Source organism: Nonomuraea sp. NPDC048826 (assembly GCF_043198225.1).
GTDB lineage: Bacteria > Actinomycetota > Actinomycetes > Streptosporangiales > Streptosporangiaceae > Nonomuraea.
The window spans coordinates 208039-231319 of record NZ_JBICUQ010000007.1; the positions used below are offsets into that span (position 1 = coordinate 208039).

The following is a 23281-nucleotide window of genomic DNA, read 5'->3' on the forward strand; positions in this document are numbered from 1 at the left end:
AGGACCCTTCCATGAACACACGCGTCCTGGGCACCACCGGCCCTGCCGTCTCCGAGCTCGGCCTCGGCCTGATGGGCATGTCCGACCTGTACGGGCCGGCCGACGAGAAGGAGTCGGTGGCCACGATCCACGCCGCCCTGGAGGCGGGCATCACCCTGCTCGACACCGGCGACTTCTACGGCATGGGCCACAACGAGCTGCTGCTGCGCGACGCGCTGCGCGGCGCCGACCGCGACCGGGTCGTGATCAGCGTCAAGTTCGGCGCGCTGCGCGGCCCCGACGGCGCCTGGCTCGGCTACGACGCCGGCCCGGCGGCGGTCAAGACCTTCCTCGCCTACAGCCTGCGCCGGCTCGGCACCGACCACATCGACATCTACCGGCCCGCCAGGCTCGACCCCGACGTGCCGATCGAGGAGACCGTCGGCGCGCTGGCCGAGCTGGTCCAGGCCGGCTACGTCCGGCACATCGGCCTGTCCGAGGTCGGCGCCGAGACGCTGCGCAGGGCCGCCGCCGTGCACCCGATCAGCGACCTGCAGATCGAGTACTCCCTGCTGTCACGCGGCGTCGAGGCCGAGATCCTGCCCACGGCCCGCGAGCTCGGCATCGGCGTCACCGCCTACGGCGTGCTCTCGCGCGGGCTGCTCAGCGGCCACTGGACCCCCGGCCGCGACCTCACCGCCGGCGACTTCCGCGCCCACAGCCCGCGCTTCCAGGGCGGCAACCTGGAGCGCAACCTGGCGCTGGCCGAGGCGCTGCGCGGCGTCGCCGAGCGCAAGGGCGTGACCGCGGCCCAGGCCGCGATCGCCTGGGTGGCCGGCCGGGGCGACGACATCGTGCCGCTCGTCGGCGCCCGCACCCGGGCCCGGCTCGCCGAGTCGCTCGCCGCCACCGAGGTCCGCCTCACCGAGGAGGACCTCGCCGCCGTCGAGCGGGCCGTGCCGGCCGGCGCCGCCGCGGGCGACCGCTACGCCGCCCCGGCGATGGCCCACCTCGACAGCGAGCGCTGAGCCCGCGCGACCCAACCGTTAACACATCGCTGTTACCGTTGGAACCATGGCGAAGACCCACCGCGACCGCATCATCGAAGCCGCGACCGCGCTGCTCACCGAGGGCGGGCGCGACGCGGTCTCGACCCGCGCCGTGAGCGCCGCGGCCGGGGTGCAGGCCCCGGCGATCTACCGCGTCTTCGGCGACAAGCAGGGCCTGCTGGACGCCGTGGCCGCCACCGGGTTCGACGGCTACCTGCGCGACAAGAAGGACAACCCCATCACCGACGACCCGGTCGCCGACCTGCGCCGGGGCTGGGACCTGCACGTCGGCTTCGGCCTGGCGCACCCGGCCCTCTACAGCCTCGTCTACGGCGAGCCGCGCCCCGGCGACGAGTCACCGGCCGCCCGCCAGGCGGCCGAGATCCTCGCGGGCATCATCCGCCGCATCGCCGAGGCCGGCCGGCTGGCCGTGCCCGAGGAGCGCGCCGCACTCCTCGTGCACGCCGCGGGCCGGGGCATGACCCTGACCCTCATCTCACTGCCGGAGGACCAGCGCGACCCGGCCCTGTCGGAGACGGCCCGCGAGTCGGTGATCGCCGCGATCACCACCGACCCCCCGCCCGCGGCCCCGGCGCACGACGGGCCGGTCGCCGCCGCGGTGGCCCTGCGCGCCGCGCTCCCCCGTACCACCGCGCTCAACGCGCCCGAGCGCGTCCTGCTCGCCGACTGGTTGGACCGCATCGCCACCAGCGGCTGACCGTCCGCCCGCCGGGCGGACGGTCAGCCGGCCGGTCACGGCGCGGCGGTCTCCAGCACCTTCGGCTCCGGCTTCGGCTCGGCCGGCTTGCGCCGCATCCGCTCCTTGGCCCGCTCGACCATCGTGTACAGCGTCGGCACCAGCACCAGCGTCAGCAGCGTCGAGGTGATCAGGCCGCCGATGACCACGATCGCCAGCGGCTGCGAGATGAACCCGCCATGACCCGTCACGCCCAGCGCCATCGGCATCAGCGCGCAGATCGTCGCCACCGCCGTCATGAGGATCGGCCGCAACCTGCGCCGGCCGCCCTCGATGACCGCCTCCACGACGCCCATGCCCTGCGCGCGGTACTGGTTGATCAGGTCGATCAGCACGATCGCGTTGGTCACCACGATGCCGATGAGCATCAGCATGCCGATCAGCGCCGGCACGCCCATCGCCGTGTCCGTCGCCACCAGCAGCCCCACCGCGCCGGTCGCCGCGAACGGGATCGACACCAGCAGGATCAGCGGCTGCACGAAGCTCCGGAACGTCGCCACCATGATCATGAAGACGATGGCGATCGCCGCCAGCATCGCCAGCCCCAGATCGGAGAAGGCCTCCTCCTGGTCCGCCGACGCGCCGCCGATCTCGTACGCCGCGCCCGCCGACAGGCCCAGCCCGTCCAGCTCGCGCGTCAGCTCCTGAGTGACGCTGCCCAGGTCGGCGGCCGTGGCCTTGGCCGACACCGTGGCCGAGCGCTCACCGTCGATCCGGGTGATCTGCGTCGGGCCTTCCACCCGCTCGACCTCTGCCACCGACGACAGCTTCACCAGCCCGGACGCGGTCGGCAGCCGCAGGTCGCGCACCGCCTTCATGTCGTCGGGAGCGTCGCCGACCCGCAGCACCAGGTCGCTGGGACGGCCGTCGAGCGTGACCTGGCCGAGCGGGGCGCCGCGGAACGCCTGCGCCACCGTCTGCCCGATCTGCGCCTCGCTCAGGCCGCGCGCGGCGGCCTTCTCCCGGTCCACCCGCACCTCGACGCGCGGCGCGCTGGTCTCCAGGTTGGAGGTCACGTCCCGCAACCCCTCCACCCGGCCCATGACGCCGGCCACCGCGTCGGCCGCCGAGCGCAGCGCGCTCGGGTCGGGGGCGCGGACGATCACCTCGACGCTGTCGGAGGAGAACCCGGCGGCCGACGCGCCGCCCACCGTCACCTCGCCGATGCCCGAGACCTCGGCCAGCCGGTCACGCAGCTCCTGCTCCACCGCCGGGGTGTCGCTGCCGTCCTTGATGGTGATCGAGTAGGAGGCGCGGTCGGCGCCGCCGCCGGTGCCGCCCATCATCGCGTTCCCGCCGCCCACGTTCACCTGGTACGACTCGATCGCGTCGACCTGCTCCAGCACGCTCTCGACCTTGGCGGCGGCCTCGTCGGTGGTCTTCAGGTCGGTGCCCACCGGCATCCGCTGGCTCATCGAGATCGTGTCCTGGCCCGAGGAGTCCAGGAAGTTCGTCTGCAGGCTGCCCGCCAGCCCCATCGTGCCGGCGAACACCGCCACCCCGATCAGCAGGGTGACCAGCTTGAAGCGGGTGGCGAAGCGCAGCACCGGCAGGTAGGCGCGCTGCAGCGGCGAACGCAGCTCCTTGGCCTCGGCCTTCTCCCGCTGCGCCCTGGCCTCCTCCGGCGTCAGCTGCGGCGCCTTGAGGAACCAGAAGGCCAGCACCGGCACCACCGTCAGCGACACCACCAGCGAGGCCAGCAGCGCCACCGTCACCGTGATCGCGAACGGCGCGAACAGCTCGCCCACCATGCCGCCGACGATCGCGATCGGCGCGAACACCGCCACCGTGGTCAGCGTCGACGCCGTCACCGCGCCGGCGACCTCCCGCACGCCGGTCAGGATCGCCGGCCGCTTGGCCTCGCCGTAGCCGAGATGCCGCTTGATGTTCTCCAGTACCACGATCGAGTCGTCCACCACGCGGCCGATCGCGATCGTCAGCGCGCCCAGCGTCAGCATGTTGAGCGAGTAGTCGCCCAGGTAGAGCGCCAGCAGCGCGATGACCACCGACAGCGGGATCGACACCGCCGTCACCAGCGTGGACCGGAGCGACAGCAGGAACACCAGGATGACCAGCACCGCGAACACCAGGCCGAGGATGCCCTCGGTGGTGAGGTTCTCGATCGACTCCTCCACGTACGGGGCCTGGTCGAAGACCACCTCGATCGCGGTGTCGGAGCCGTCGCCGAGCGCCTGGGTCAATTCCGGCAGCTTGTCCTGCACCTCGTGGGAGATCGCCACCGCGTTGCCGTCGGGCACCATGGTGATGGCCACGCCCAGGCTGGTGTTGCCGTTGGTGCGGGTGATCGTGGCGGCCTCGGCCAGGCCGCGCTCCACGGTGGCCACGTCACCGAGCCGCACCGGCTTCGGCGCCCGCTGCTGGACGGCCTGCTGCGGGGCCTGCCCCTGCCGGGCCTGCTGCGGGTTCTGCGCCTGACCCGTCTGCGGTTGACCGGTCTGGGGCTGGCCGGTCTGCGGCTGGCCGGGCTGGGCCTGGCCCGTCTGCGGCTGGGCGGGGGCCAGGTAGAGGTTCTCGATGTCCTTCAGCGAGTCGACCCGCGTGCCGACCTGGACGGTCAGCGACGTGCCGTCCTCCACCACCGACCCGGCCGGGATGGGCGTGCCGTTGGCGCGCAGCACCTCGGGGATCTGCGCCGCCGACACCCCGGCCAGCGCCATCCGGCCGAGATCCGGCGTGATCGTCACCACCTCGTCGCGGGTGCCGGTCACCTGCGCCTCGCGCACGCCCTCGATGGCCCGCAGCTCCGGCAGCACGATGCCGCGCAGCTTCTCGGCCATCTCGCGCGGGTCGCCGCCGTCGCCCACGGCCAGCACCAGCACCGGGATGTCGTCGGTGCTGCCCGCCACCACCTGCGGCTCGACGTTGGCCGGCAGCTGGGTGCCGATCCGGTTGACCGCCTGCTGCATCCGGCTGATCGCCGCGTCGATGTCGGTGCCGTACTCGAAGGCGATCTGGATCTGCGCCAGGCCCTCCTTCGACGTGGAGGTCATCGACTCCATGCCCGCCAGCCCCTGGAAGGAGTCCTCCAGCGGCTCGGTGACCTGCTCCTCGACGATGTCGGGCGACGCGCCCGGATAGGCCGCCACCACGAAGGCGCCGGGAAAGCTCAGCGACGGCAGCAACTGCTGCTTCAGCTGCGGGATCGTGAACAGGCCGAAGGCGCTGAGCACGAGCGCCAGCAAGATCACAAGACTGCGGTTGGCCAAGCTCAACCGGGCGAATGCGGTCATGGAGGGTTTCCCTTCAAGATTTCAGCCCAACCCTAACACTTCGCCTTGGACCAATATTTAACGTAATCCAACGTTCCTGATAACCTTCTCAGGAATCGAGAGGTGCACGTGAACGACGAACGCGACGACCTGATCCACGCGATCATCCAGATCCAGCGCGACATCGGCCGGGCCCTCGCCCGGCAGTCGCCGCTGTTCGCCTCCAACCTCACGATGCGCCAGCTCAAGGTCATCATGCTGGTCGCCGCCAACGGCTCGGCCACCGGTCAGGACCTCGCCCACGACCTCGGCGTCACCCTCGGCACCGTCACCGGCCTCGTCGACCGCCTGGTCGCCCACGGCCTGGTCAGCCGGCACGAAGACCCCCAGGACCGGCGCGTGCGCCGGGTCGAGCTCACCACCGCCGGCCGCGACCTCATCGAGGAGATCACCAACGCCGGCCTCCAGGAATACCGCCGGATGATGGACCACCTCGACACCGAGACGCTCCGCTGCCTCCACCACGTCACCGTCCGCCTGCACGAGGTCGCCGCGGCGCTGCACCAGGCGTCGTAGCGGGTGGTCTCGTACGAGGAAGCCCGGCGATCACACGCCCGGCGCCTTTACATTGTAGATTTCTTAGGCGGGTCCAGGCGGGACAGCACGGGAGGCAAATCGCCCTCGCAGGCCACCGTCAGGCGGCGGGTCGCCCGCGTGATCGCCACGTACAGATCCTGCGCCCCTCGCGGCGACTGCCCCAGGATCGCGCCCGGATCCAGCACGATCACCGCGTCGAACTCCAGCCCCTTGGCCTGCGTCACGGTCAGCACCGCCACCGGCGCGTCCAGGTCCTGACCCGGTAACAGCGTGGCCGCGCGCGCCCGCAGCGCGTCCGGGACCAGCACGCCCACCCGGCCCTCGCCGATCGCCGCCAGCTCCGCGCGGGCCAGCTCCGGCAGCTCCGCCAGGCCCGCGCGCACCGCCCGCGGCGGCGCGTCGCCGTCACGCACCGAACGCGGCGGGGTCAGCGACGGGTCGATCGCCGCCAGCACGTCCGCGGCCACCTCCATGATGCCGGCCGGGGTCCGGTAATTGACCTCCAGGCGCTCCTCGCGCCAGCGGCCCTCCAGGTACGGGTCCAGCACCTCACCCCAGGAACGCGCCCCGGCCGCGGAGCCCGTCTGCGCGATGTCGCCGACCACCGTGAGCGACTTGGCCGGCACCCGGCGCATCACCAGCCGCCAGGCCATCGCCGACAGCTCCTGCGCCTCGTCCACGATCACGTGCCCGTACGCCCAGGTGCGGTCCGCCGCCGCCCGGTCGGCCGTGGTCAGCTCGGCCCCGTCGTCGGCGTGCCGCTCGGCCAGCACGTCGGCCCGCTCGAAGACTCCCTCCTCCAGGACGCCGGTGGTCTGCAGCACCTCCTGGGCGAAGAGCCGCCGCTCCCGCCCATCCTCCTCGGCCCGGCGGCCGGCCGCCCGCGCCGCCGAGTCGTCCTCGCCCAGCAGCTCGGCCGCCTCGTCGAGCAGCGGCACGTCGCCGACGGTCCATCCGGCGTCCGCGGGCCGGACCAGCGCCCGCCAGTCCAGGCCGGGCGGGGACGACGACTCCAGGGTCTCCGGCGAGGACAGCAGCTCGGAGACCAGCCGCCGCGCCGTCAGGTCCGGCCACAGCGCGTCGATCGCCTCCCGGATCTCCGGCTGCGCCCACAGCCGCTCCGCCGCCACCGCCAGGTCGACCTCGTCCAGGTCGTCCTCCAGGTGCAGCGGCCCGGCCAGGTCCTGGTCCTCCGGGGCGAGGTCCATCTCCGCCAGCCGCAGCCCCTCCTCCAGCGCGCGGGCCTCGGCCCTGGCCAGCTCCTTGAGCATCTCCGTCACGTACAGCTTGCGCGCCATGTTGTGCCGCAGCCGCACCGCGCGCGCCCGGTCCCGGTGCCGGGCACAAGTGTCGTGCGGCACCCGCAGCCGCAGCCCGTCGAGCTCCACCACCAGCTCGCCGTCCGGCACCCGCTGCCGGTCGCGCACCGCGGCGGCCACCAGCCCGGCCATCCGGAGGTCGCCCTTGACGACCGCGACCGCCGGGGGGTCGTCGGCGGTCGCCCGCACGCCGGGGAACAGCTCGCCGAGCGTCGCCATCACCACCTGCGTCTCCCCCAGCGCCGGCAGCACCTGGCCGATGTAGCGCAGGAACATCGCGTTCGGGCCCACCACCAGCACGCCGCGCCGCTCCAGCGTGTCGCGGTGGGTGTAGAGCAGGTAGGCGGCCCGGTGCAGCGCCGCCACCGTCTTGCCGGTGCCCGGACCGCCCTGCACCACCAGCGCGCCCTGCAGCGAGGCGCGGATCACCCGGTCCTGCTCGGTCTGGATGGTCGCCACCACGTCGCCCATCCGGCCGGTGCGGCCCCGGCGCAGCGCGGCCAGCAGCGCCGCCTCCCCCACCAGCGCACGGCGCTCGCCGTCGCTCATCCCCTCCAGGTCGAACACCTCGTCGTCCAGCCCTGTCACCGTGCGGCCCCGCAGGTGGAGGTGGCGGCGGCGCACCAGCGTGCCGGGGTCGGTGGCGGTGGCCACGTAGAACGGGCGCGCGGCCGGGGCCCGCCAGTCGATGAGCACCGACGTGCCCTCCTCGTCGCGCAGGCCGATCCTGCCGATGTAGACGGTGGCGCCGTCGCGGTCGTCGACGCGGCCGAAGCAGAGCCCGCGCTCCACCCCGTTGAGCTGCGCCAGCCGGCGGGCCTGCGCCGCGGCCAGCGCCTCGCGCTCGACCATGGCCTGGCGGGTGCCGCCGCCGTGGCCGTGCACGGTGCGCAGCGTGGATTCGGCCCGTTCGCGGGCCGTGTCGAGCCTGCCGTAGAGGGCGGACACGACCCGCTGTTCGGTGTCAAGGGCTTCGGCGCGAGCATCTTGACGATTAGCCATCGAGTGGTATACTCCTATCGGGAGAGTTGTGAGACTGCCGTAAGGATGAGCAGTCGAGCGTACCGTGTGCCCGCCTGCGCGGCAATCCCCCGATCGGCGCTCCGCGCCCGCGTGCTAGCTTGCCGATCATGCCTGACTACCTGCACAGCCTGTTCTCCCTCGCCGGGCGGCGCGCGCTGGTCACCGGCGGCAGCTCCGGCATCGGCTACACCATCGCGGAGGCCCTCGGCCGCGCCGGGGCCGAGGTGGTCATCGTCGGCCGCGGCAAGGCCCGGCTCGACCAGGCCGCCGAACGGCTGCGCGAGCACGGCGTCACCGCGGCCACGATCGTGGCCGACCTCGGCGACCGCGAGGGCGTGCGCCATGTGTGCGAACAGGCCGGCCGTGTCGACATCCTGGTCAACGACGCCGCCAACAACATCCGCAAGCCCATGGCGGAGCTCACCGAGGACGACTACGAGGAGACGATCGCGGTCAACCTGACCGCCCCCTACCTGCTCGGACAGCACTTCGGACCGCTCATGGCCGGCCGCGGCTGGGGACGCATCGTCAACATCGGATCGCAGCAGAGCGTGCGGGCCTTCGGCGACAGCGGCGTCTACGGCGTCGCCAAGGCCGCGCTCGCCGGACTCACCCGCTCGCAGGCCGAGGCGTGGTCCGGCCGGGGCGTGTCCGTCAACACGATCATCCCCGGGTTCGTCCTCACCCCGCTCACCGAGCCCGCCCAGGCCATCCCCGGCCGGGTCGAGCAGATGGCCGCCCGCCACATGGCCGGCCGCAACGGCGTTCCTGAGGACTTCGCCGGGGCGGCGGTGTTCCTGGCGAGCGACGCGGCCGCCTTCGTCACCGGCCACCTGCTCTACGTCGACGGAGGCTTCTCCGTGCACTGAGCCGGACGCTTTACAATGTAGATCACAAGGCGCCCGGGTTTGAAGAGGCCCGGTCAAGGTAGGGCCTCGCGCGTGAGCGTATTGCGAGTGCGTGAGCGCTGGGACGAGATCGGCGGCCGCCGGGTGCGCAGCCTGGAGACAGGGCGCGGCGGCGAGACCGTCGTGCTGCTGCCCGGCCTGGGCGCCGTCGGCTACATGAAGGACACGCTGGCCGGCTGTGCCTCGTGGGCGCGCTCGTTCCTGCTGGACGTGCCCGGCTTCGGGCACCGGCCGCCCCGGCCGTGCCCCGCCGAGGTGCCGGCCGCCGCGGACCTGGTCGGCGAGTGGCTGGAGACCGTGCCGGACGGCCCGGTGGTGCTCGCGGGCCACTCCAGCGGAGCCCAGATCGCGCTGCGGGCCGCCGCCGCGCACCCCGCGCGGGTGCGGGCGCTCGTGCTGCTCGGGCTGACGTTCCCGCCGCGCCAGCGGACACTGCGGCGGGCGGCCCTGCCGTTCCTGCGTACGGTGGTGCGCGAGTCGCCGAGCGTGCTGCCCGCCACGGTGCCGTACTTCCTGCGGGGCGGACCGGCCGCGGTGCTGCGGTGCATCCGCACGGCGCAGGCCGACACGCCGGAGTACCTGATCGGCAAGATCGCCTGCCCTGTGCTGGTGGTCAGGGGCACGCGCGACGGCATGTGCCCGCGGGCGTGGGCCGATGGCCTGGCCATCACCGCCCCGCTGGGGCGCTCGGTGACGGTGCCGGGAGCGCACACGTTCCCGTTCCAGAACGGCGGCCTGACGGCGGCGCTGATCGCCGAGGCGGCCAGGACGGCCGGCCCTCACCCGCCCATGCGGCCCTCCTCCTGGCGCCCGGAGTCGCCGGCCATCGTGCTGCCGTAGTCCTCCACCACGCCCTGACCGGCCGCCCCGGGCGTGTAGTAGCGGCGCAGCCAGGCGGCCAGCCCGTCCAGTCCGGGCAGCAGCACCCGCTCGGTGACGCCGGCCTGGTCCAGCCGGTCCCTGATCTGTGCCTTGATCTTGGCCGGCAGCAGCCAGCCCCGCCACAGCTCCGGATGCCCGGCCAGCCACTCCTGCACCTGGTAGGCCGGGGACGAGGTGACCGACAGCACCGACGACTGGTTGACCACCCGCTCGTCCAGCGACGGCGGCTCGAAGAACGCCAGGAACGGCCGGTCCCCGCCCAGTTCGTCGAACCCCGTCAGGTCGTGGGCGGCGCTGGCGAGCATCTCGGTGGTGAACACCAGCGCGCCCTCCCGGTCCAGTTCCTCGCGGAGCGGGCCGGGCAGCAGCCGGTGCGCGCGCTCGCAGTCGACGGCCAGCAGCGCCCCGTCGTCCTCCGGCCAGGACGCGGTGGCGAAGTGCAGCGCCACCAGCGGCGAGAACGTCCAGTCCAGCAGCCGGGTGGGCAGCCCGTGGTGCTGGCCGAGCGCCAGCCAGTCCCAGACGGTCTCCCCCGGCGTGGCGCGGTGGGCGTACTTGCGGAAGTTGCGCACCAGATGCCGTTCCAGCGCGGCGTAGTCGCCGCGCAGCCGCGACAGGCTGGACACGTGCGAGTAGGCGCTGCGGGCCAGCCCGCGGAAGACCAGCGTGGAATGCGCGTGGCCCGGACTGCGCGGCCGGCTGACCTCACAGATCGCGTCGTCCAGCTCCCGCCACGACGACACCTCGTGCAACCTCATCCCCGCCCCGCTGCCCCGAGGCACCCCGTTCACACCGATGACCTGGGACGATGACCGGCGCTGGGTCATGGGTTCCCTCCGTACGGCGGATCAGGACTTCTCCGCTGCCACGGCGGGGAGCGCTCAAACCGGGGCGGCGCGGCCGTGCCACTCGGTCAGCAGCACCGTGGCGTCGTCCTGGAGATGGCCGTCGTGGTGGTCCAGGACGTCCTTGATGAGCCGGCGCAGCGTCTCGGGCACGGGCAGGTCGGCACACGAATGCCGCAGGATGAAGTCCACGAACCGGACGATCCCGAACTCCTCGCCGCGGTGACGGCCCGCCTCGACGATGCCGTCGGTGTAGAGGAGCAGCCGGTCGCCCGGTTCGAGCTGCTCCTCGCAGATGTCCGCCGGCAGGTCCAGGCCGAGCCCGAGCGGCGGCGACGGCGGGCACTCCAGCATGGTGACCCACCGGCCGCCCCTGATGAGCACGGGCGGGTGGTGGCCGCGGTTCACCCACGACAGCCTGCCGGTGCGCAGGTCGAAGTCGGCCATGACGGCCGTGACGAACCGGGCCGTCTCCCCGAACTCGCGCAGCAGCAGGTTCTCGATGGACGCGCAGGCGGAGGCCAGGTCGGCGCCCTGGCGGCGCAGGTTGCGGCTGGCGGCCATGACCAGGTTGGCGGCCAGGCCGGCGGCCACGTCGTGGCCCATCGCGTCGAAGATGGCCAGGTGGACGGTCTCGTCGCCGAGCGCGTAGTCGAAGGCGTCGCCGCCGATCTCGTAGGCGGGTTCCAGCACGCCGGCGACGGTGACCTCGGCGTTGGCGAAGGTGAGCGGCGGCATCAGGTGCCAGAGCATCTCGGCGGCGACGTTCATCCGCCGGGAACGCACCAGGTGCGTGTACGAGTCGCTGAAGGAGCGCTTGCTGCTCACCAGGAGCGCCAGCAGCCCGGCCAGGCACTGCGCGTCCTCCTCCGCCAGGGCGTCCGGCCCCTCGACGAGGAGACGGAGCACGCCGAGCCGCTCGGCGCCGTTGCGCAGCGGCACCCACCAGCACTCCATGCCGTCCTGCGCGGGCTTGCGCAGGATGCGCACCTCCTGGAAGGCGCGGCCCGCGAAGGTGACGTCGATCCGCAGTTCGCCGGGCGGCTTGTCCTCCAGGTCGTCCGGCGCACCGGTGTGCCCGGCCGGCCCGTCGTGCTCGGCGAGCAGCCGCAGCGTGGTCTGCTGCAGGTCGGTCAGGTAGATCAGGCACTGCCGGATCCCGGCGTCCGGCGCGTGCCGGGCGGCCAGCCGCGGCAGTTCCTCCAGCGAGATCTGCTGGCCGTCGTGCAGCAATCCGCTCAGTGCTCTGTGGACATCCCGAGGGCTGCTCATCGCGGTTCGCCCCCCATTTCACCTTCGTGGATGCTGGCCATTATTCGTCGTCACCGCGGCCGGCCGGTCCAAGGCCACGCCAAACATCGGCAAACGCGGGACGCGCCGGCGTCCCGCGTTCGCCTGATGGCCGCTACCGCGTCACAGGACGGCGCCCGTGCCCTCCCGGGCCCGCTTGACCTTGGGCTGCGGCGGCTCCGGCGGCGGCTGCCGGTCGAACCGGCCGAGCGTGATGGCCAGCGGACCGGCCACGAACGACGACGACAGCGTGCCCACCACGATGCCGGTGACCAGGGCGATGGCGAAGTCGCGCAGCGTGTCGCCGCCGAACACCGCCAGCGCCATCAGGATGAACAGCGCGCCCAGGCCGGTGTTGATCGTCCGCGGCATCGTCTGCAGGATCGCGCCGTTCACCGCCTTGGCCAGGGGTTCCTTGCGGTGGATGGCCCACAGCTCCCGGACCCGGTCGAAGACCACCACCTTGTCGTTGACCGAGTAGCCCACGACGGTGAGCATCGCGGCCAGGAACACCCCGTCGATCGGCTTGCCCAGCCAGGCGAACAGCCCGATGACCACCGACACGTCCACCACCAGCGCGGAGACCGCGGCCGTGCCGAACGTCCAGCGGAACCGGAACGCCAGGTAGGCGAGCTGGGCGGCGATCGCCACGCCGAGCGCGATCAGCGCGTTGCGGCGCAGCTCCTCGCCGAGGCTGGGGCCGATGAACTCGTCACGGCTCTTGCTCACCTCGCCGCCGACCTCGCCCAGCGCCTGCTGGATCCGGTTGACGTCGGCGATCTCCAGGCCGCTCGCCCGTACGGAGACGTCCTCCCCGGACGCCTGCACCACCGCGGTCGGGAAGCCCGCGTCCGCCACCGCCTGCCGGGCCGTCTCGGCCGGGACCGGGCGGGACGTGGCGAACTCGACCAGCCGGCCGCCGGTGAACTCGACGCCGAAGTTGAGCCCGCGCGCGAAGAGCCCGGCAAGGGCGACCACGGTCAGCACCCCGGCCAGCGCCAGCCAGAGCTTGCGGTGGGCCATGACCTGCGGGTCGCGCTCGGTCAGCCAGGTCCTGACCCGCCCGACCGAGCCGAGGCCGGACACGCGCGGGCTCACCCGGTCGATGACCAGCGAGGTGAACACGCGGGTGATGAGCATGGCCGACACGAGCGAGGCCAGCACGCCGATGCCGAGCGTGACGCCGAAGCCCTTGACCGGCCCGGACGCCAGCCAGAACAGCAGCCCGGCGGCGATCAGGGTGGTGATGTTGGAGTCGGCGATGGCGCTCCAGGCGTTCTTGAAACCGCGATCCAGCGCCTGGCGCAGGCCCCGTTTGGGCGCGCCCGCATACTCCTCCCTGGCCCGTTCGAATACGAGCACGTTGGCGTCCACGGCCATGCCGATGGCCAGCACGAAGCCGGCCAGGCCGGGCAAGGTCAGGGTGGCCCCCATCGCCACCAGCGCCGCGTACGAGATGAGCCCGTAACAGGCCAGCGCGAGCGCGGCGAGCAGGCCGACCAAGCGGTAGATCACGACGATGAACAGCGTGGTCAGGATCAGGCCGGCCACGGCGGCCTTGGCGCTGGCCTCGATGGCGTCGGAGCCCAGGGTGGGGCCGACCGTGCGCTGCTCGACCATCTCCAGCGGCACGGGCAGCGCGCCGCCCTTGATCAGCACGGCCAGCTCGCGCGCCTCGTCGAGGGTGAAGTCGCCGGTGATGTCGGTGCCGCCGCCGGGGATGCCGGCCCGGCACGCGATGGACGGGTCGAGCTGCGGCGAGGAGATGATCTCGTTGTCGAGCACGATGGCGAGCCGCCTGCGCGGGTCGCCCGCCTGGTAGCAGGCGACGTCGCCGGTGAGCTTGCGCCAGGCGTCGGCGTCGCGGAACTGGACGCTCACCCACCAGCCGGGGCCCTGCTGGGGGTCGCTGCGCTCGGCCGCGTCCTGGACGCCGTCGCCGCTGATGGCGGACGGGCCGAGCTTGAGTCGCTGCCCGCTCTCGTCGGGCAGGATCTTGACGTCCTTGGAGTCCTTCTCGCCCTCCTCGGCCACGCCCTGGACGGCGTGGAAGGACAGCTGGGCGGTCTTGCCGATGGTGTCGGCCGCCTGCTGCGGGTCGAGCACACCGGGCAGCTCGACGATGATCCGCCGCTCGCCGGAGCGGACCAGGGTGGGGTCGACGACCCCGAGCGCGTCCGCCCGCCGGCGGAGCACGTCCAGGGCGCGGTCGGTGGACTCGGAGTCGGCCTTGACCGTGGGCGAGTCGCGGGTCTCGAACACGAGCTGGGTGCCGCCGCGCAGGTCGAGGCCGAGGCGCGGCGCCATGGTGAACGCGAGGACCAATGAGGTCGCGATGACGGCGAACGCCGCCAGAGCGCGCCAGAGCGGCGCACGTGACATGGAAGCCTCCACGGCTTTCAGGAAGAAGACTGATCAGGTGATCTCAGAGCGCCGTGGAGGACGGTGGCGCGCGGGCGGGAGTGGTCTCGTGGCAGGCGGCGGCGAAGCCGAGGCCGCCGTGCGGGCGCGTGGCGGCGGCCCGGGGCAGCGACGGGCGCGGCACGCCGGGCGGGAGCAGGGCGGTGCCGCCGGTCGTCTCGTGGGAGAACGTCAGCGCGTGCGCGGTCGACGGCGGGAGCGGCGACTTGCGCGCGCCCGGATGCTGGCCGCCCGGCTGGCCCTGCGGGTTCGCCTCGTGGGCGGTGACGGCGTGCAGGACCTGCGCGTGCCCGGCGGCGGGCAGGAACCACGCCAGCACGAGGAGCAGCGCGGCGGGCACCCTGGTGCGCACGGCTCCTCCTCGTCGTCGCTGCGGTGGGACCGCGGTGTCAGCATGGCACGGTGGCCGCTGGGTCGGCGCGGTTCGGGCGCGCTGGGCGCGCGGTGTCGACCCCCTCACCGTAGCCTGCCGGGGATCCGCCCGGAGCCCTCCTTTGACGGCCGCTTCCCCGTCCCGGCCCGGGATTTGGCCCGCCACCCCGATCAAGCCGCCTCGGCAGGTGCCTCCCCGCCCCGATCGAGCCGCCCCGCCCGGGACTTCACGCGCCACCCTGATCAGGCCGCTTCGGCCGGTGCTTCCACCAGGAAAGTGAGCTATGGTCGGCCTCATGGCGACCCGGAGCTTCACGCGTGGCTCCACCCCGTTTCTCGCGGTGGTGGGCCTGCTGCTGCTTGCCCTGGTCATGGTCGCCTCCACGCCCCGCTGGGCCGGCGTTCCCGCGGTGCAGCAGCGCTCCCAGACGGTCGGCGTGATGACGCCAGGGTCGGAGGTGTCGACGGTGTCGACGCTGCCGTCCCTGCAAGTGAGGGCCGAGCACCTGCCCCGTCTGTGGCCGGCCCGCCAGCGCGCCGAGGCCGTGCCCGCCAGGCCCGCCCTGGCCTGGCCGGAAGCGGGGTCGGCCGCCATCCGCGGCCCTCAGCAGCCCGGTCATCGCGCGGCGGGGTCGCGCAGTCCCCCGCTCGCCTAGAGATCCTCCCTCCCCGTGCCGTCGCGGCGCGGGGCCTCCCCGGTGTCCCCGCCGGATCTCTCAGGCTAGGAGCGATGCCTCATGGCTTCATTGCAGACACTCATGCAGGACTATGACCAGCACCTGGCGCGGCTCGAGGAGCTGCGCGGCCTGCTGGAGGAGCGGCTCGCCGCCGCCGGCGCCGACCTGGCGGCCGCGGTCGCCGCGGGGTCCGCGACGCTGGCCGCGCTCGCGCACCGGCAGAGCACCGCGATCGAGGCGGCGCTCGCCCGGATGGATCGCGGCCTGTACGGCACCTGCCTGCGCTGCGGCGCCTTCATCCCGTACGGGGTGCTGCTGCGCGTCCCTCACCAGCAGCTCTGTCCGGGGTGCCAGCACACCGGTGAGATCCCGGCGCCACGGACCACCCCTCAGACGACCCCCCAGACGCAGCGCACGACGCCCGCGGGAGTCGCCGCGACGGACCGGCCCGAGGCGGCCGTCCCGCCGGGGCGCGGTGAAGGGATCGAGGCGGGGAACGTGCCGTGACCGCGAACGGCCGCGTCCCCTGGCTTGACGGCAGGGCCGCGGTCGATCTCGGCACCGCCCGGGTCCGCCTCATCGGGCTGGGTCATCCGTCGATCGTCGACGAGCCCTCCGCCGTGCCCGGCGGCGCCCGGCCGGTCAGGCACGGCCTGGTCGCCGACGCCGCCGCCTGCGCGCGGCTGGTGAGCCGGATGCTGGGCGCCGCCCCGCCAGGCGGCGCGGCGGCGACCGGCCAGGTGCTCGTGGGCGTCCCGGTGAGCGCCTCGGCCGCCGAGCGGGCCACGGTCCGCGGCATCGTGCAGCGGGCGGCCGGCTGCCCGGCGTCCGTGGTGGAGGAGCCGCTGGCCGCGGCGCTCGGCAGCGGGCTCGACATCACCGACCCGCGCCCGCAGCTCCTGGTGGACGTCGGCGCGGGCATCGTCGAGGCCGTGGTCATCAGGGACGCCGCCGTCACCGACGCCGTCGCCGTGCAACTGCCCGAAAGCGAACCCGGCGGCGGGCCCCACGGTGGGCCCGGTGCGCTGCCCGGGCATGTGCGCGACCGCGTCGCCGACATGACGGCGGAGCTCCTGGGCCGCCTGCCGGCCCCGCTGCGCCCCGCCGCGCGCGAGCGCGGGCTGGTGCTCACCGGCGGCGGCGCGGCGGAGCCCGGGCTGGCCGGGCTGCTGTGCTCCCGGCTCGGGCTGACGGTGACCTGCGCGACCGAGCCGGCGCACGCGACCGTGCGCGGGCTGGCACGGCTGTGCCTGCCGCCGCTGGCGGCGCTGCTCGCCCTTCCGACGGCCTGACGCCGTCCCCCTCCCCCAGCGACAGACCATTCTTCTCTTCTTAAGGACGTATCCATGACTCAGCACGACGAGCGGGTAAGGCTCAGCGAGATCCAGGTCCAGACCATCACCGAGAACCTGCAGGGCCAGCTCATGTGGCGCGCCTCGAGGCTGGACGAGCTCCGGGCGCTGGTGGAGGGAGGCGGCGGCACGGACGACGGCTCCAAGCAGAGCGTGCTCGCCGACCTGGCCGCCACCGAGCGGACCATCGCCGAGATCCGCGGCAGCCTGGACCGGCTGGCGGACGGCAGCTACGGCTACTGCGTCGACTGCGGCACCGCCGTCCCGTTCGAGCGGTTGAAGATCAGGCCGCTGACCCGGCACTGCGTGCCGTGCCTCCAGCGTCACGAGGCCCGCTGATGCCTTGCGTGCGGGGCTGAGAAGCTCCCGCCGCGTGCCCTGGCCGCGCGCCCTTGCCCGGGCACGCGGCCAGGAAGGCTTACGATGGGGGAAACGCATGGCCATGCGATCGCCGGGCGATCGGCCGTGCTTGCCATGCCACGACACCGGTGTTTCCATGGCCGGGTAGATCACGCACGCTCGGGGAGGACTGTGCTGGGAGCGCGAGTCGAGACTGCGCGGCGGCTGGGCGAGGGTCTCCGGTGAGATCGCAGGTGGTGCTGCGCTACCTGCCGTTCGCCGTCCTGCTCGCGGTGTCGGTGACCGACCTGCTCGCCGGCCCCGACCTGGGTTTTCTCCCGCTGCTCACGCTCGGCCCGACGTTCGCCTCGGTGTACGGGAGCGTGCGCAGGACCGCGTTCGTGGGCGTGGCCGCGCTGGCGCTCTGCGTGCCGCTCGCTCAATACCAGGGCGTGCTGCTGACCCGCCAGCACAACATCACCATCGCCACGATCGCGGGCATCACCGCGGCCAGCATGATCGTCAGCGGGCTGCGGCTGCGCCGCGAGCGCGAGCTGGCCAACGTGCGGCTGGTGGCCGAGGCCGCCCAGCGGGTGCTGCTGCGGCCGGTGCCGCGCCGGGCCGCCGACCTGCGGATCGCGCTGTCGTACACGTCGGCGGCGGCGGAGGCGCAGATCGGCGGTGACCTGTACGAGGTGGTCACGACGCCCCACGGGGTGCGGCTGCTGATCGGCGACGTGCAGGGCAAAGGGCTGACCGCGGTGGAGACGGCCGCGTGGGTGCTGGGCGCCTTCCGTGAGGCCGCGTACGACATGAGCGAGCTGAGCGAGGTGGGCGAGCGGCTGGAGGCCAGCCTGAGCCGCCACCTGAGCGGGGAGACGTTCGTGACGGCGATCCTGGCCGAGGTGCACGACGAGGAGATCTCGCTGCTCAACTTCGGCCACCCGGCGCCGCTGCTGATCCGCACCGAGGGCAAGATCTTCCCGGTCGAGCCGCCGGAGGAGAGCCTGCCGCTGGGGCTGGCCTCGCTGGCGGCCGACCGGCCCAAGCCGCACCGGGTGGCGTTCGGGGTGGGCGACCAGATCCTGCTGTTCACCGACGGGGTGATCGAGGCGCGCGACCACGGCGGCGCTTTCTACCCCCTGACCGACCGCACCGAGCTGCTGCAGACCGGTGACCCGCAGGAGGCCCTCGACGCGCTGCGGGCCGACCTGATCACGCATGTCGGCGGCCCGCTGCCCGACGACGCCGCGATGCTCCTGCTGCGCCGCTACCTGTGAGAGCCGGTCAGCCCTTCGCCTCGGCCACCTGGCTCTTGGGCGGAGCGGTGATGCGCACCTTGCTGCCCCAGCCGGTGTAGCGGGTCTCGACGCTGATCTTGTCGTCGCCGACCAGGCTCTCCACCCAGTGCTCCGAGGCGAGGTGGGTGGCGACGAGCTTCTGGGGGAGGTTGTTCGCGCCCAGCGTGAGCCGGTACTCCAGGGTGGCCGGCTTCTTCGGCGCGACCAGCGTGTTGAGCCGGAACCAGGGAGAGATCTTCCACAGCTTGCTCTCGCTGATCTTGCCGGTGTAGGTGCGTCCCGACTTCTTGCCGGAGGAGATCAGCGCCTTGAGCGTGGCCGGCTCGGCGGCGTTGATCGTCTGAGCGTAGGAGCCGGTCATCCCGAAGAAGGGCGTGCGGCGGAGTCCCATCCACGTCTTGCCGCCCTTGAGCGTCCACCGGTCGCTCTTGAGGTAGACCTTCTTGCCGACGTAGATGACGCGCTCCTCGCCCAGCTGATGAGAGAGGCTGTTGAAGACGCTGCCCTGGTGGTCGGTGTAGGAGGCGCTCAGGTCGGCGGCGGCGACGCCCTTCTTGTCCAGGAGCAGCTTCCCGCTGCGGCGCAGAAACGTCGTCTTTCCTGACATGTCAATGTACGAGGTGGCGTCGGTGAACTTCAGCCCCGTGCCCTTGGCCAGCCTCTTCTGCAGGACCTTGACCGGGTCGGCGGGGGCGGACGCGTGAGCGGGGGCGGCGGTCAGGAGGGCGGCTGCCATGAGGGCGACAGGGCCCGCCAGCGCGGCGATGACACGCTTCATCGGAATCCTTCATGATCGGTAAGAGATCCCGGCATCGTCGCAGACGATCATCACGGGGACGTCTCGGATCTGTGTGAAACGATCGGCTGAGCGTTGTCCCCTCCCACCCAAGAAAGACGCGCATGGAGCCTGCCATCCACCACTTCAGGGCCGCCGGGGTCTCCGTGGTGATCGAGTGTCCCGCCGACGCCCTGCCCGCGATCCTGCACTGGGGTCCCGACCTGGGCCCGCTCGACGACCGGGCGCTGGCCGCGCTCGCCGCCTCGCTGCGCCCCCGTCTCGACATGACCTCCGACGTCCCCGTCCGCACCGGCCTGGTCCCCGAGGCGCGCACCGGCTGGACCGGCCTGCCCGGCCTGCAGGGCCACCATGCCGGGCGCGACTGGTCGCCCGCGTTCACCGACGTCACGTACGAGCTGCGGCAGGACGGCGACGTGCGGGCGCTCACCGCGCGGGCCGCCGACCCGCGGGCCCGGCTCGCGCTGTCGCTCACCGTGGAGCTGCACCCGTCGGGGCTGCTGCGCGCCCGCGCCGGGCTGCGCAACGACCATGACGTCCCGTACACGCTGGAGGCTCTTCAGCTGGCGCTGCCGGTGCCCGGCGTCGCCACCGACCTGCTGGACCTGGCCGGGCGCTGGTCCAAGGAACGCGTCCCGCAGCGGCGGCCGATCACCGTCGGCACCCATCTGCGCGAGGGCCGCCACGGCCGCACCGGCGCCGACGCCGCGACCGTGCTGTTCGCCACCACCTCTGATGTGGGCTTCGGGCGCGGTGAGGCGTGGGGCGTGCACGTGGCGCACAGCGGCAACCACCGCGCCTACGCCGAACGCGTCCACACCGGCCGCACCCACCTGGGCGGCGGCGAACTGCTGCTGCCCGGCGAGGTCACGCTCACCGAGGGCGAGGCGTACGAGGGGCCGTGGGTGTACGCCGCGTACGGGCGCGGGCTCGACGAGGCCGCGCACCGCTTCCACGCGTTCCTGCGGGCCCGGCCGTCCCACCCGCGGACCCCGCGGCCGGTGGTGCTCAACACCTGGGAGGCCGTCTACTTCGACCACGACCTGGGCCGGCTGCTGGAGCTGGCCGACCGGGCGGCCCGGGCCGGGGTGGAGCGGTTCGTGCTGGACGACGGCTGGTTCCGTGGCCGGCGCGACGACCGGGCCGGGCTCGGCGACTGGTACGTCGACCCGGAGGTGTGGCCGCGCGGGCTCAAGCCGCTGGTGGAGCGAGTGCGGGCGCACGGCATGCAGTTCGGGCTCTGGTTCGAGCCGGAGATGGTCAACCCGGACTCCGACCTCGCCCGCGCCCACCCCGAGTGGATCATGGGGGCCGGTGACCGGCTGCCGCCGACCACCCGTCACCAGCAGGTGCTCAACATCGCGCACCCGGACGCGTACGCCTACGTCAAGGAGCGGCTGCTGGCCCTGATCGGCGAGTACGACATCGACTACGTCAAATGGGACCACAACCGCGACCTGGTCGACGCGGGCTGGGCCGCCACCGGCAGGGCGGCGGTGCACGAGCAGACCCGGGCCCTCTACCGGCTGCTGGCCGAGATCCGGGCCGCGCGCCCCGGGCTGGAGATCGAGTCCTGCTCGTCCGGCGGCGCCCGGGTCGACCTGGGCATCCTGGAGCACACCGACCGGGTGTGGGCGAGCGACTGCATCGACTCGGTGGAGCGGCAGCAGATCATGCGCTGGACCGGGCAGCTGCTGCCGCCCGAGCTGATCGGCAGCCACGTCGGCGCGCCCCGGTCGCACACCACCGGCCGCGTGCACCGCCTGCGGTTCCGCGCGGTCACCGCGTTCTTCGGCCATTTCGGGCTGGAGTGGGACCTCACCGGGCTGACCGAGGCGGAGCTGGAGGACGTGGCCGGCTGGATCGCGCTGCACAAGCGGCACCGGGCGCTGCTGCACGGCGGGACGACGGTGCGCCTCGACGACGTGCCCGAGGGGTTCCAGGCGCACGGCGTGGTGGCCGCCGACCGCTCCGAGGCGATCTTCGCCGTCGCCCTGCTGGAACGGCCGGTCACCTGGCCGCCCGGCCTGCTGCGGCTGCCGGGTCTCGACCCGGACGCCTCCTACCTCGTCCGCCCGCTGACGCCGGTGCGCTCTCGGCACCGGGACGGCGAACCGGCCTGGGTGACCGGCGACCACGTGCTCACCGGGCGGACGCTGGCCGTCTCCGGGATCGGGATCCCGGCGCTGTCGCCGGACGACGCGGTGCTGGCGCACCTCACCCGGGCGTGAGCGGGCCGGTCGCTCACCTGAACGGTAGGGGTTGGCTGCTAGGCGGGTGTGAGCGGGCCGTCCTCCAGCGAGGAGGCAAGTAGGACTTCCCCGGTCAGCCGGGCAGCGCGCGGAACACGGTCCCGGCGCCCGACAGCGTGATCTCCGGGACGCTCGCGGGGACGAACGCCGACTCCCCGGGGTCCAGGGCGAGCCCGTCCGCCTCCACGTGGCCGCCGGTGCACAGCAGGATCTGCGGCACCCCGCCCGGCGCCGTGTGGACGGCGCCCTCGGCGAGGTCGTGGCGGGCCAGGGCGAACTCGGTGACCGGCGGGCGGTAATCGTGCCGTCCGCCCTCGCCGGAGGGCAGCACGCGGTGCGGAGGGGCCGGGGTGAAGTCGACGACCCGCATCAGCTCGGGCACGTCGCGGTGCTTGCCGGTCAGGCCGCAGCGCAGGACGTTGTCGGAGTTGACCATGATCTCGACGGCGACGCCGCCGAGGTAGGCGTGCGGCACCCCCGCGCCGAGGAACACCGCCTCGCCGGGCTGGAGCCGTACGTCATTGAGCAGGAGCGCGGCGGTCACCCCTGGATCCCCGGGGAAGGCCCGCGCCAGACCGGCGTGGACGCCGAGCACCCGGGCGGTGTCCGGCGGATCCCCCGCCCCCGATTCGGGGCTGTGTGACTTGAGGAGGGCGCGTTCGACGGCCTCGCGGGTGGCCTTGGCGGCGTCGCCGAGCATGTCGCTGAACACCTCGCGCAGCGCCTCCCCCGCCGGTCGGGTGCGCAGCGTCTCGACCCAGCCCCCCGCCTCGGCGACGCCCAGGCTCTCCAGCAGGCCGGCGGCCTCGCCCGGCGCGCGGAAGCCGCACAGACCGTGGAACGGCGTGAGCGCGCACACCATCTCCGGCTTGGGGAACGGGTCGCGGTAGGTGCGCGCCGGGTCGTCGACCGGCACCCCGGCGGCCTCCTCGCGGGCGAAGCCGGCCCGCGCCTGCTCCGCCGTCGGATGCACCTGCAGCGAGAGCGGCCCCGCCACGGCCAGCACCTTGAGCAGATAAGGCAGGCCGGGCCCGGACGCCCCGAGCATGCCCTCGGGGTCGCGGGCGATCAGCTCGGTGAGCGGGACGCCGCCGGCCGTGGCGGGCGCGGCCGGGTGGGCGCCCATCCACATCTCGGCCTGCGGCGCGCCCGTCGCGGGGGTGCCGAACAACTCGGGGAAGGCGGTCGGCGACCCCCACGCGTAGGACTGGATGACCGGCGTAAGCCGCATCGGTGCCGTCACGGCTTGAGCTCCTCGAAGTCGGGGCCGTCGAGACGCCACCAGTGTAGGGATGATCGTCAGCGGTCCACGTGCAGCCTGCCGAACTCCACCAGCGGTGCGCTGCCGGCGAAGTTCCGGTCCACCTCGGCCCGCTCGGCCGCGCTCGGGTACGCGTTCGTGCAGCTCGTCGGGGCGCTGGAGCCGGACATCAGGTCGGTGCAGCGGCCGGTGCGCCGGTCGGGCAGGCCGAGGATGTGGCCGATCTCGTGGGCGGCGATGCGGACCGGGTGGTAGCCCTGGTTCACGGCCTGCCGGCCCATCCAGATGCGGCCGCGGCCCAGGCTGGTGGGCAGGGCGCGGGGCCAGCCGTCGTCGGCGACGACGACGAAGTCGGCGGGCGTGCCCGCGACCAGCCGGACGTTCACCACGCTGGCGTTCCAGATCTGCGCGGCCTGGTCGACCGCGCCGCGGAACTCCGCGGCCCGGCCGGCGTCGTACCGCAGGACCCTGACCAGGGCGGTGGCCTGCGCCGGTGCGGTGGCCAGCAGGAAGGCCAGGGTGAGGACGAGAGAGAGCGCGAGACGGAGGGGTCGGGGCATCGTGTCTCCTCGGACAGTGGGGGGTGCTGTCACGGTAGGCGCGACAGCCCTGTCCGGGTATAAGGCACTTT

The 23281-nt window shown here is 73.3% G+C and carries 20 protein-coding genes; 11 read left to right on the plus strand and 9 right to left on the minus strand.

The window, feature by feature from the left end; genetic code table 11:
- Positions 1 to 11: 11 nt before the first annotated feature.
- Both ACGFI7_RS25865 and ACGFI7_RS25870 read left to right on the plus strand, forming a co-directional pair.
- Positions 12 to 1007 (plus strand): aldo/keto reductase, encoded by a 996-nt coding sequence (locus tag ACGFI7_RS25865; protein ID WP_393409108.1) that lies wholly within the window; start codon positions 12 to 14, stop codon positions 1005 to 1007.
- A 46-nt stretch (positions 1008 to 1053) separates the two neighbouring features.
- Entirely contained in the window at positions 1054 to 1746 is a 693-nt protein-coding gene (locus ACGFI7_RS25870; protein ID WP_393409109.1) for a TetR/AcrR family transcriptional regulator, read from the plus strand.
- Between the two features lie 35 nt (positions 1747 to 1781).
- Here the strand turns inward: ACGFI7_RS25870 and ACGFI7_RS25875 are convergent, their stop codons facing one another.
- Positions 1782 to 5036: an efflux RND transporter permease subunit gene (locus ACGFI7_RS25875; RefSeq protein WP_393409110.1), complete on the minus strand. Its 3255-nt coding sequence runs from the start codon at positions 5034 to 5036 to the stop codon at positions 1782 to 1784.
- Between the two features lie 108 nt (positions 5037 to 5144).
- On the opposite strand from ACGFI7_RS25875, the gene ACGFI7_RS25880 reads away from it, so the two are divergent.
- On the plus strand, positions 5145 to 5591 hold the full coding sequence (locus ACGFI7_RS25880) for a MarR family winged helix-turn-helix transcriptional regulator (RefSeq protein WP_393409111.1): 447 nt from the start codon (positions 5145 to 5147) through the stop codon (positions 5589 to 5591).
- Between the two features lie 47 nt (positions 5592 to 5638).
- Here ACGFI7_RS25880 and ACGFI7_RS25885 read toward each other — a convergent pair whose 3' ends face one another.
- Entirely contained in the window at positions 5639 to 7933 is a 2295-nt protein-coding gene (locus ACGFI7_RS25885; RefSeq protein WP_393409112.1) for a HelD family protein, read from the minus strand.
- A gap of 128 nt (positions 7934 to 8061) precedes the next feature.
- On the opposite strand from ACGFI7_RS25885, the gene ACGFI7_RS25890 reads away from it, so the two are divergent.
- Together ACGFI7_RS25890 and ACGFI7_RS25895 are read left to right on the plus strand one after the other, a co-directional pair.
- Entirely contained in the window at positions 8062 to 8823 is a 762-nt protein-coding gene (locus ACGFI7_RS25890; RefSeq protein WP_393409114.1) for an SDR family NAD(P)-dependent oxidoreductase, read from the plus strand.
- Between the two features lie 72 nt (positions 8824 to 8895).
- Positions 8896 to 9702, plus strand: coding sequence for an alpha/beta fold hydrolase (locus ACGFI7_RS25895; RefSeq protein ID WP_393409115.1), 807 nt, complete (start codon positions 8896 to 8898; stop codon positions 9700 to 9702).
- On the opposite strand, the gene ACGFI7_RS25900 is transcribed toward ACGFI7_RS25895, so the two are convergent.
- The 4 genes from ACGFI7_RS25900 to ACGFI7_RS25915 all read right to left on the minus strand — a co-directional run bounded on the left by ACGFI7_RS25900 (position 9642) and on the right by ACGFI7_RS25915 (position 14652).
- Positions 9642 to 10502: an FRG domain-containing protein gene (locus ACGFI7_RS25900; RefSeq protein ID WP_393409117.1), complete on the minus strand. Its 861-nt coding sequence runs from the start codon at positions 10500 to 10502 to the stop codon at positions 9642 to 9644. The two genes, ACGFI7_RS25895 and ACGFI7_RS25900, sit on opposite strands and share 61 nt — an antisense overlap.
- A 123-nt stretch (positions 10503 to 10625) precedes the next feature.
- Complete coding sequence (locus ACGFI7_RS25905) at positions 10626 to 11861, minus strand: PP2C family protein-serine/threonine phosphatase (protein ID WP_393409118.1); 1236 nt, start codon at positions 11859 to 11861, stop codon at positions 10626 to 10628.
- A gap of 141 nt (positions 11862 to 12002) precedes the next feature.
- The gene (gene secD, locus ACGFI7_RS25910) at positions 12003 to 14261 is read right to left on the minus strand and encodes a protein translocase subunit SecD (RefSeq protein ID WP_393409119.1); all 2259 of its coding nucleotides are present in this window, start codon (positions 14259 to 14261) and stop codon (positions 12003 to 12005) included.
- A 43-nt stretch (positions 14262 to 14304) separates the two neighbouring features.
- A complete protein-coding gene (locus tag ACGFI7_RS25915) occupies positions 14305 to 14652 on the minus strand; it encodes a hypothetical protein (protein WP_393409120.1) in 348 nt (115 codons plus the stop codon).
- A gap of 316 nt (positions 14653 to 14968) precedes the next feature.
- Between ACGFI7_RS25915 and ACGFI7_RS25920 the strand changes: the two genes are divergently transcribed.
- The 5 genes from ACGFI7_RS25920 (at position 14969) to ACGFI7_RS25940 (ending at position 18320) form a co-directional block, all read left to right on the plus strand.
- Positions 14969 to 15328 (plus strand): hypothetical protein, encoded by a 360-nt coding sequence (locus ACGFI7_RS25920; RefSeq protein ID WP_393409122.1) that lies wholly within the window; start codon positions 14969 to 14971, stop codon positions 15326 to 15328.
- An 81-nt stretch (positions 15329 to 15409) separates the two neighbouring features.
- Positions 15410 to 15856 (plus strand): TraR/DksA family transcriptional regulator, encoded by a 447-nt coding sequence (locus tag ACGFI7_RS25925; protein WP_393409124.1) that lies wholly within the window; start codon positions 15410 to 15412, stop codon positions 15854 to 15856.
- Positions 15853 to 16641 (plus strand): rod shape-determining protein, encoded by a 789-nt coding sequence (locus tag ACGFI7_RS25930; RefSeq protein WP_393409125.1) that lies wholly within the window; start codon positions 15853 to 15855, stop codon positions 16639 to 16641. Before ACGFI7_RS25925 ends, ACGFI7_RS25930 begins: the two co-directional genes overlap by 4 nt.
- 54 nt (positions 16642 to 16695) lie before the next feature.
- Positions 16696 to 17040: a TraR/DksA family transcriptional regulator gene (locus tag ACGFI7_RS25935; protein ID WP_393409127.1), complete on the plus strand. Its 345-nt coding sequence runs from the start codon at positions 16696 to 16698 to the stop codon at positions 17038 to 17040.
- A 242-nt stretch (positions 17041 to 17282) separates the two neighbouring features.
- Positions 17283 to 18320 (plus strand): PP2C family protein-serine/threonine phosphatase, encoded by a 1038-nt coding sequence (locus tag ACGFI7_RS25940; RefSeq protein ID WP_393409128.1) that lies wholly within the window; start codon positions 17283 to 17285, stop codon positions 18318 to 18320.
- Between the two features lie 7 nt (positions 18321 to 18327).
- Here the strand turns inward: ACGFI7_RS25940 and ACGFI7_RS25945 are convergent, their stop codons facing one another.
- Positions 18328 to 19119 carry a hypothetical protein gene (locus tag ACGFI7_RS25945; protein ID WP_393409130.1) on the minus strand — a complete coding sequence of 264 codons (792 nt, stop codon included), beginning with the start codon at positions 19117 to 19119 and terminating at the stop codon, positions 18328 to 18330.
- 122 nt (positions 19120 to 19241) lie between these two features.
- Between ACGFI7_RS25945 and ACGFI7_RS25950 the strand changes: the two genes are divergently transcribed.
- Positions 19242 to 21368: an alpha-galactosidase gene (locus tag ACGFI7_RS25950; protein WP_393409132.1), complete on the plus strand. Its 2127-nt coding sequence runs from the start codon at positions 19242 to 19244 to the stop codon at positions 21366 to 21368.
- Between the two features lie 94 nt (positions 21369 to 21462).
- On the opposite strand, the gene manA is transcribed toward ACGFI7_RS25950, so the two are convergent.
- Positions 21463 to 22632 (minus strand): mannose-6-phosphate isomerase, class I, encoded by a 1170-nt coding sequence (gene manA / locus ACGFI7_RS25955; protein WP_393409133.1) that lies wholly within the window; start codon positions 22630 to 22632, stop codon positions 21463 to 21465.
- A gap of 56 nt (positions 22633 to 22688) precedes the next feature.
- Positions 22689 to 23210 (minus strand): snapalysin family zinc-dependent metalloprotease, encoded by a 522-nt coding sequence (locus ACGFI7_RS25960; protein WP_393409134.1) that lies wholly within the window; start codon positions 23208 to 23210, stop codon positions 22689 to 22691.
- Positions 23211 to 23281 lie beyond the last annotated feature (71 nt).

Excerpts from the sequence above, each read along its gene's own strand:
- ACGFI7_RS25865 (WP_393409108.1), top strand. The coding sequence starts at position 12 with ATGAACACACGCGTCCTGGGCACCACCGGCCCTGCCGTCTCCGAGCTC.
- ACGFI7_RS25890 (WP_393409114.1), top strand. The coding sequence starts at position 8,062 with ATGCCTGACTACCTGCACAGCCTGTTCTCCCTCGCCGGGCGGCGCGCG.
- ACGFI7_RS25885 (WP_393409112.1), bottom strand. The coding sequence starts at position 7,933 with ATGGCTAATCGTCAAGATGCTCGCGCCGAAGCCCTTGACACCGAACAG.
- ACGFI7_RS25900 (WP_393409117.1), bottom strand. The coding sequence starts at position 10,502 with ATGAGGTTGCACGAGGTGTCGTCGTGGCGGGAGCTGGACGACGCGATC.
- ACGFI7_RS25935 (WP_393409127.1), top strand. The coding sequence starts at position 16,696 with ATGACTCAGCACGACGAGCGGGTAAGGCTCAGCGAGATCCAGGTCCAG.
- ACGFI7_RS25945 (WP_393409130.1), bottom strand. The coding sequence starts at position 19,119 with ATGAAGCGTGTCATCGCCGCGCTGGCGGGCCCTGTCGCCCTCATGGCA.
- ACGFI7_RS25925 (WP_393409124.1), top strand. The coding sequence starts at position 15,410 with ATGGCTTCATTGCAGACACTCATGCAGGACTATGACCAGCACCTGGCG.
- ACGFI7_RS25920 (WP_393409122.1), top strand. The coding sequence starts at position 14,969 with ATGGCGACCCGGAGCTTCACGCGTGGCTCCACCCCGTTTCTCGCGGTG.
- secD (WP_393409119.1), bottom strand. The coding sequence starts at position 14,261 with ATGTCACGTGCGCCGCTCTGGCGCGCTCTGGCGGCGTTCGCCGTCATC.
- ACGFI7_RS25960 (WP_393409134.1), bottom strand. The coding sequence starts at position 23,210 with ATGCCCCGACCCCTCCGTCTCGCGCTCTCTCTCGTCCTCACCCTGGCC.
- ACGFI7_RS25950 (WP_393409132.1), top strand. The coding sequence starts at position 19,242 with ATGGAGCCTGCCATCCACCACTTCAGGGCCGCCGGGGTCTCCGTGGTG.
- ACGFI7_RS25875 (WP_393409110.1), bottom strand. The coding sequence starts at position 5,036 with ATGACCGCATTCGCCCGGTTGAGCTTGGCCAACCGCAGTCTTGTGATC.
- ACGFI7_RS25870 (WP_393409109.1), top strand. The coding sequence starts at position 1,054 with ATGGCGAAGACCCACCGCGACCGCATCATCGAAGCCGCGACCGCGCTG.
- ACGFI7_RS25905 (WP_393409118.1), bottom strand. The coding sequence starts at position 11,861 with ATGAGCAGCCCTCGGGATGTCCACAGAGCACTGAGCGGATTGCTGCAC.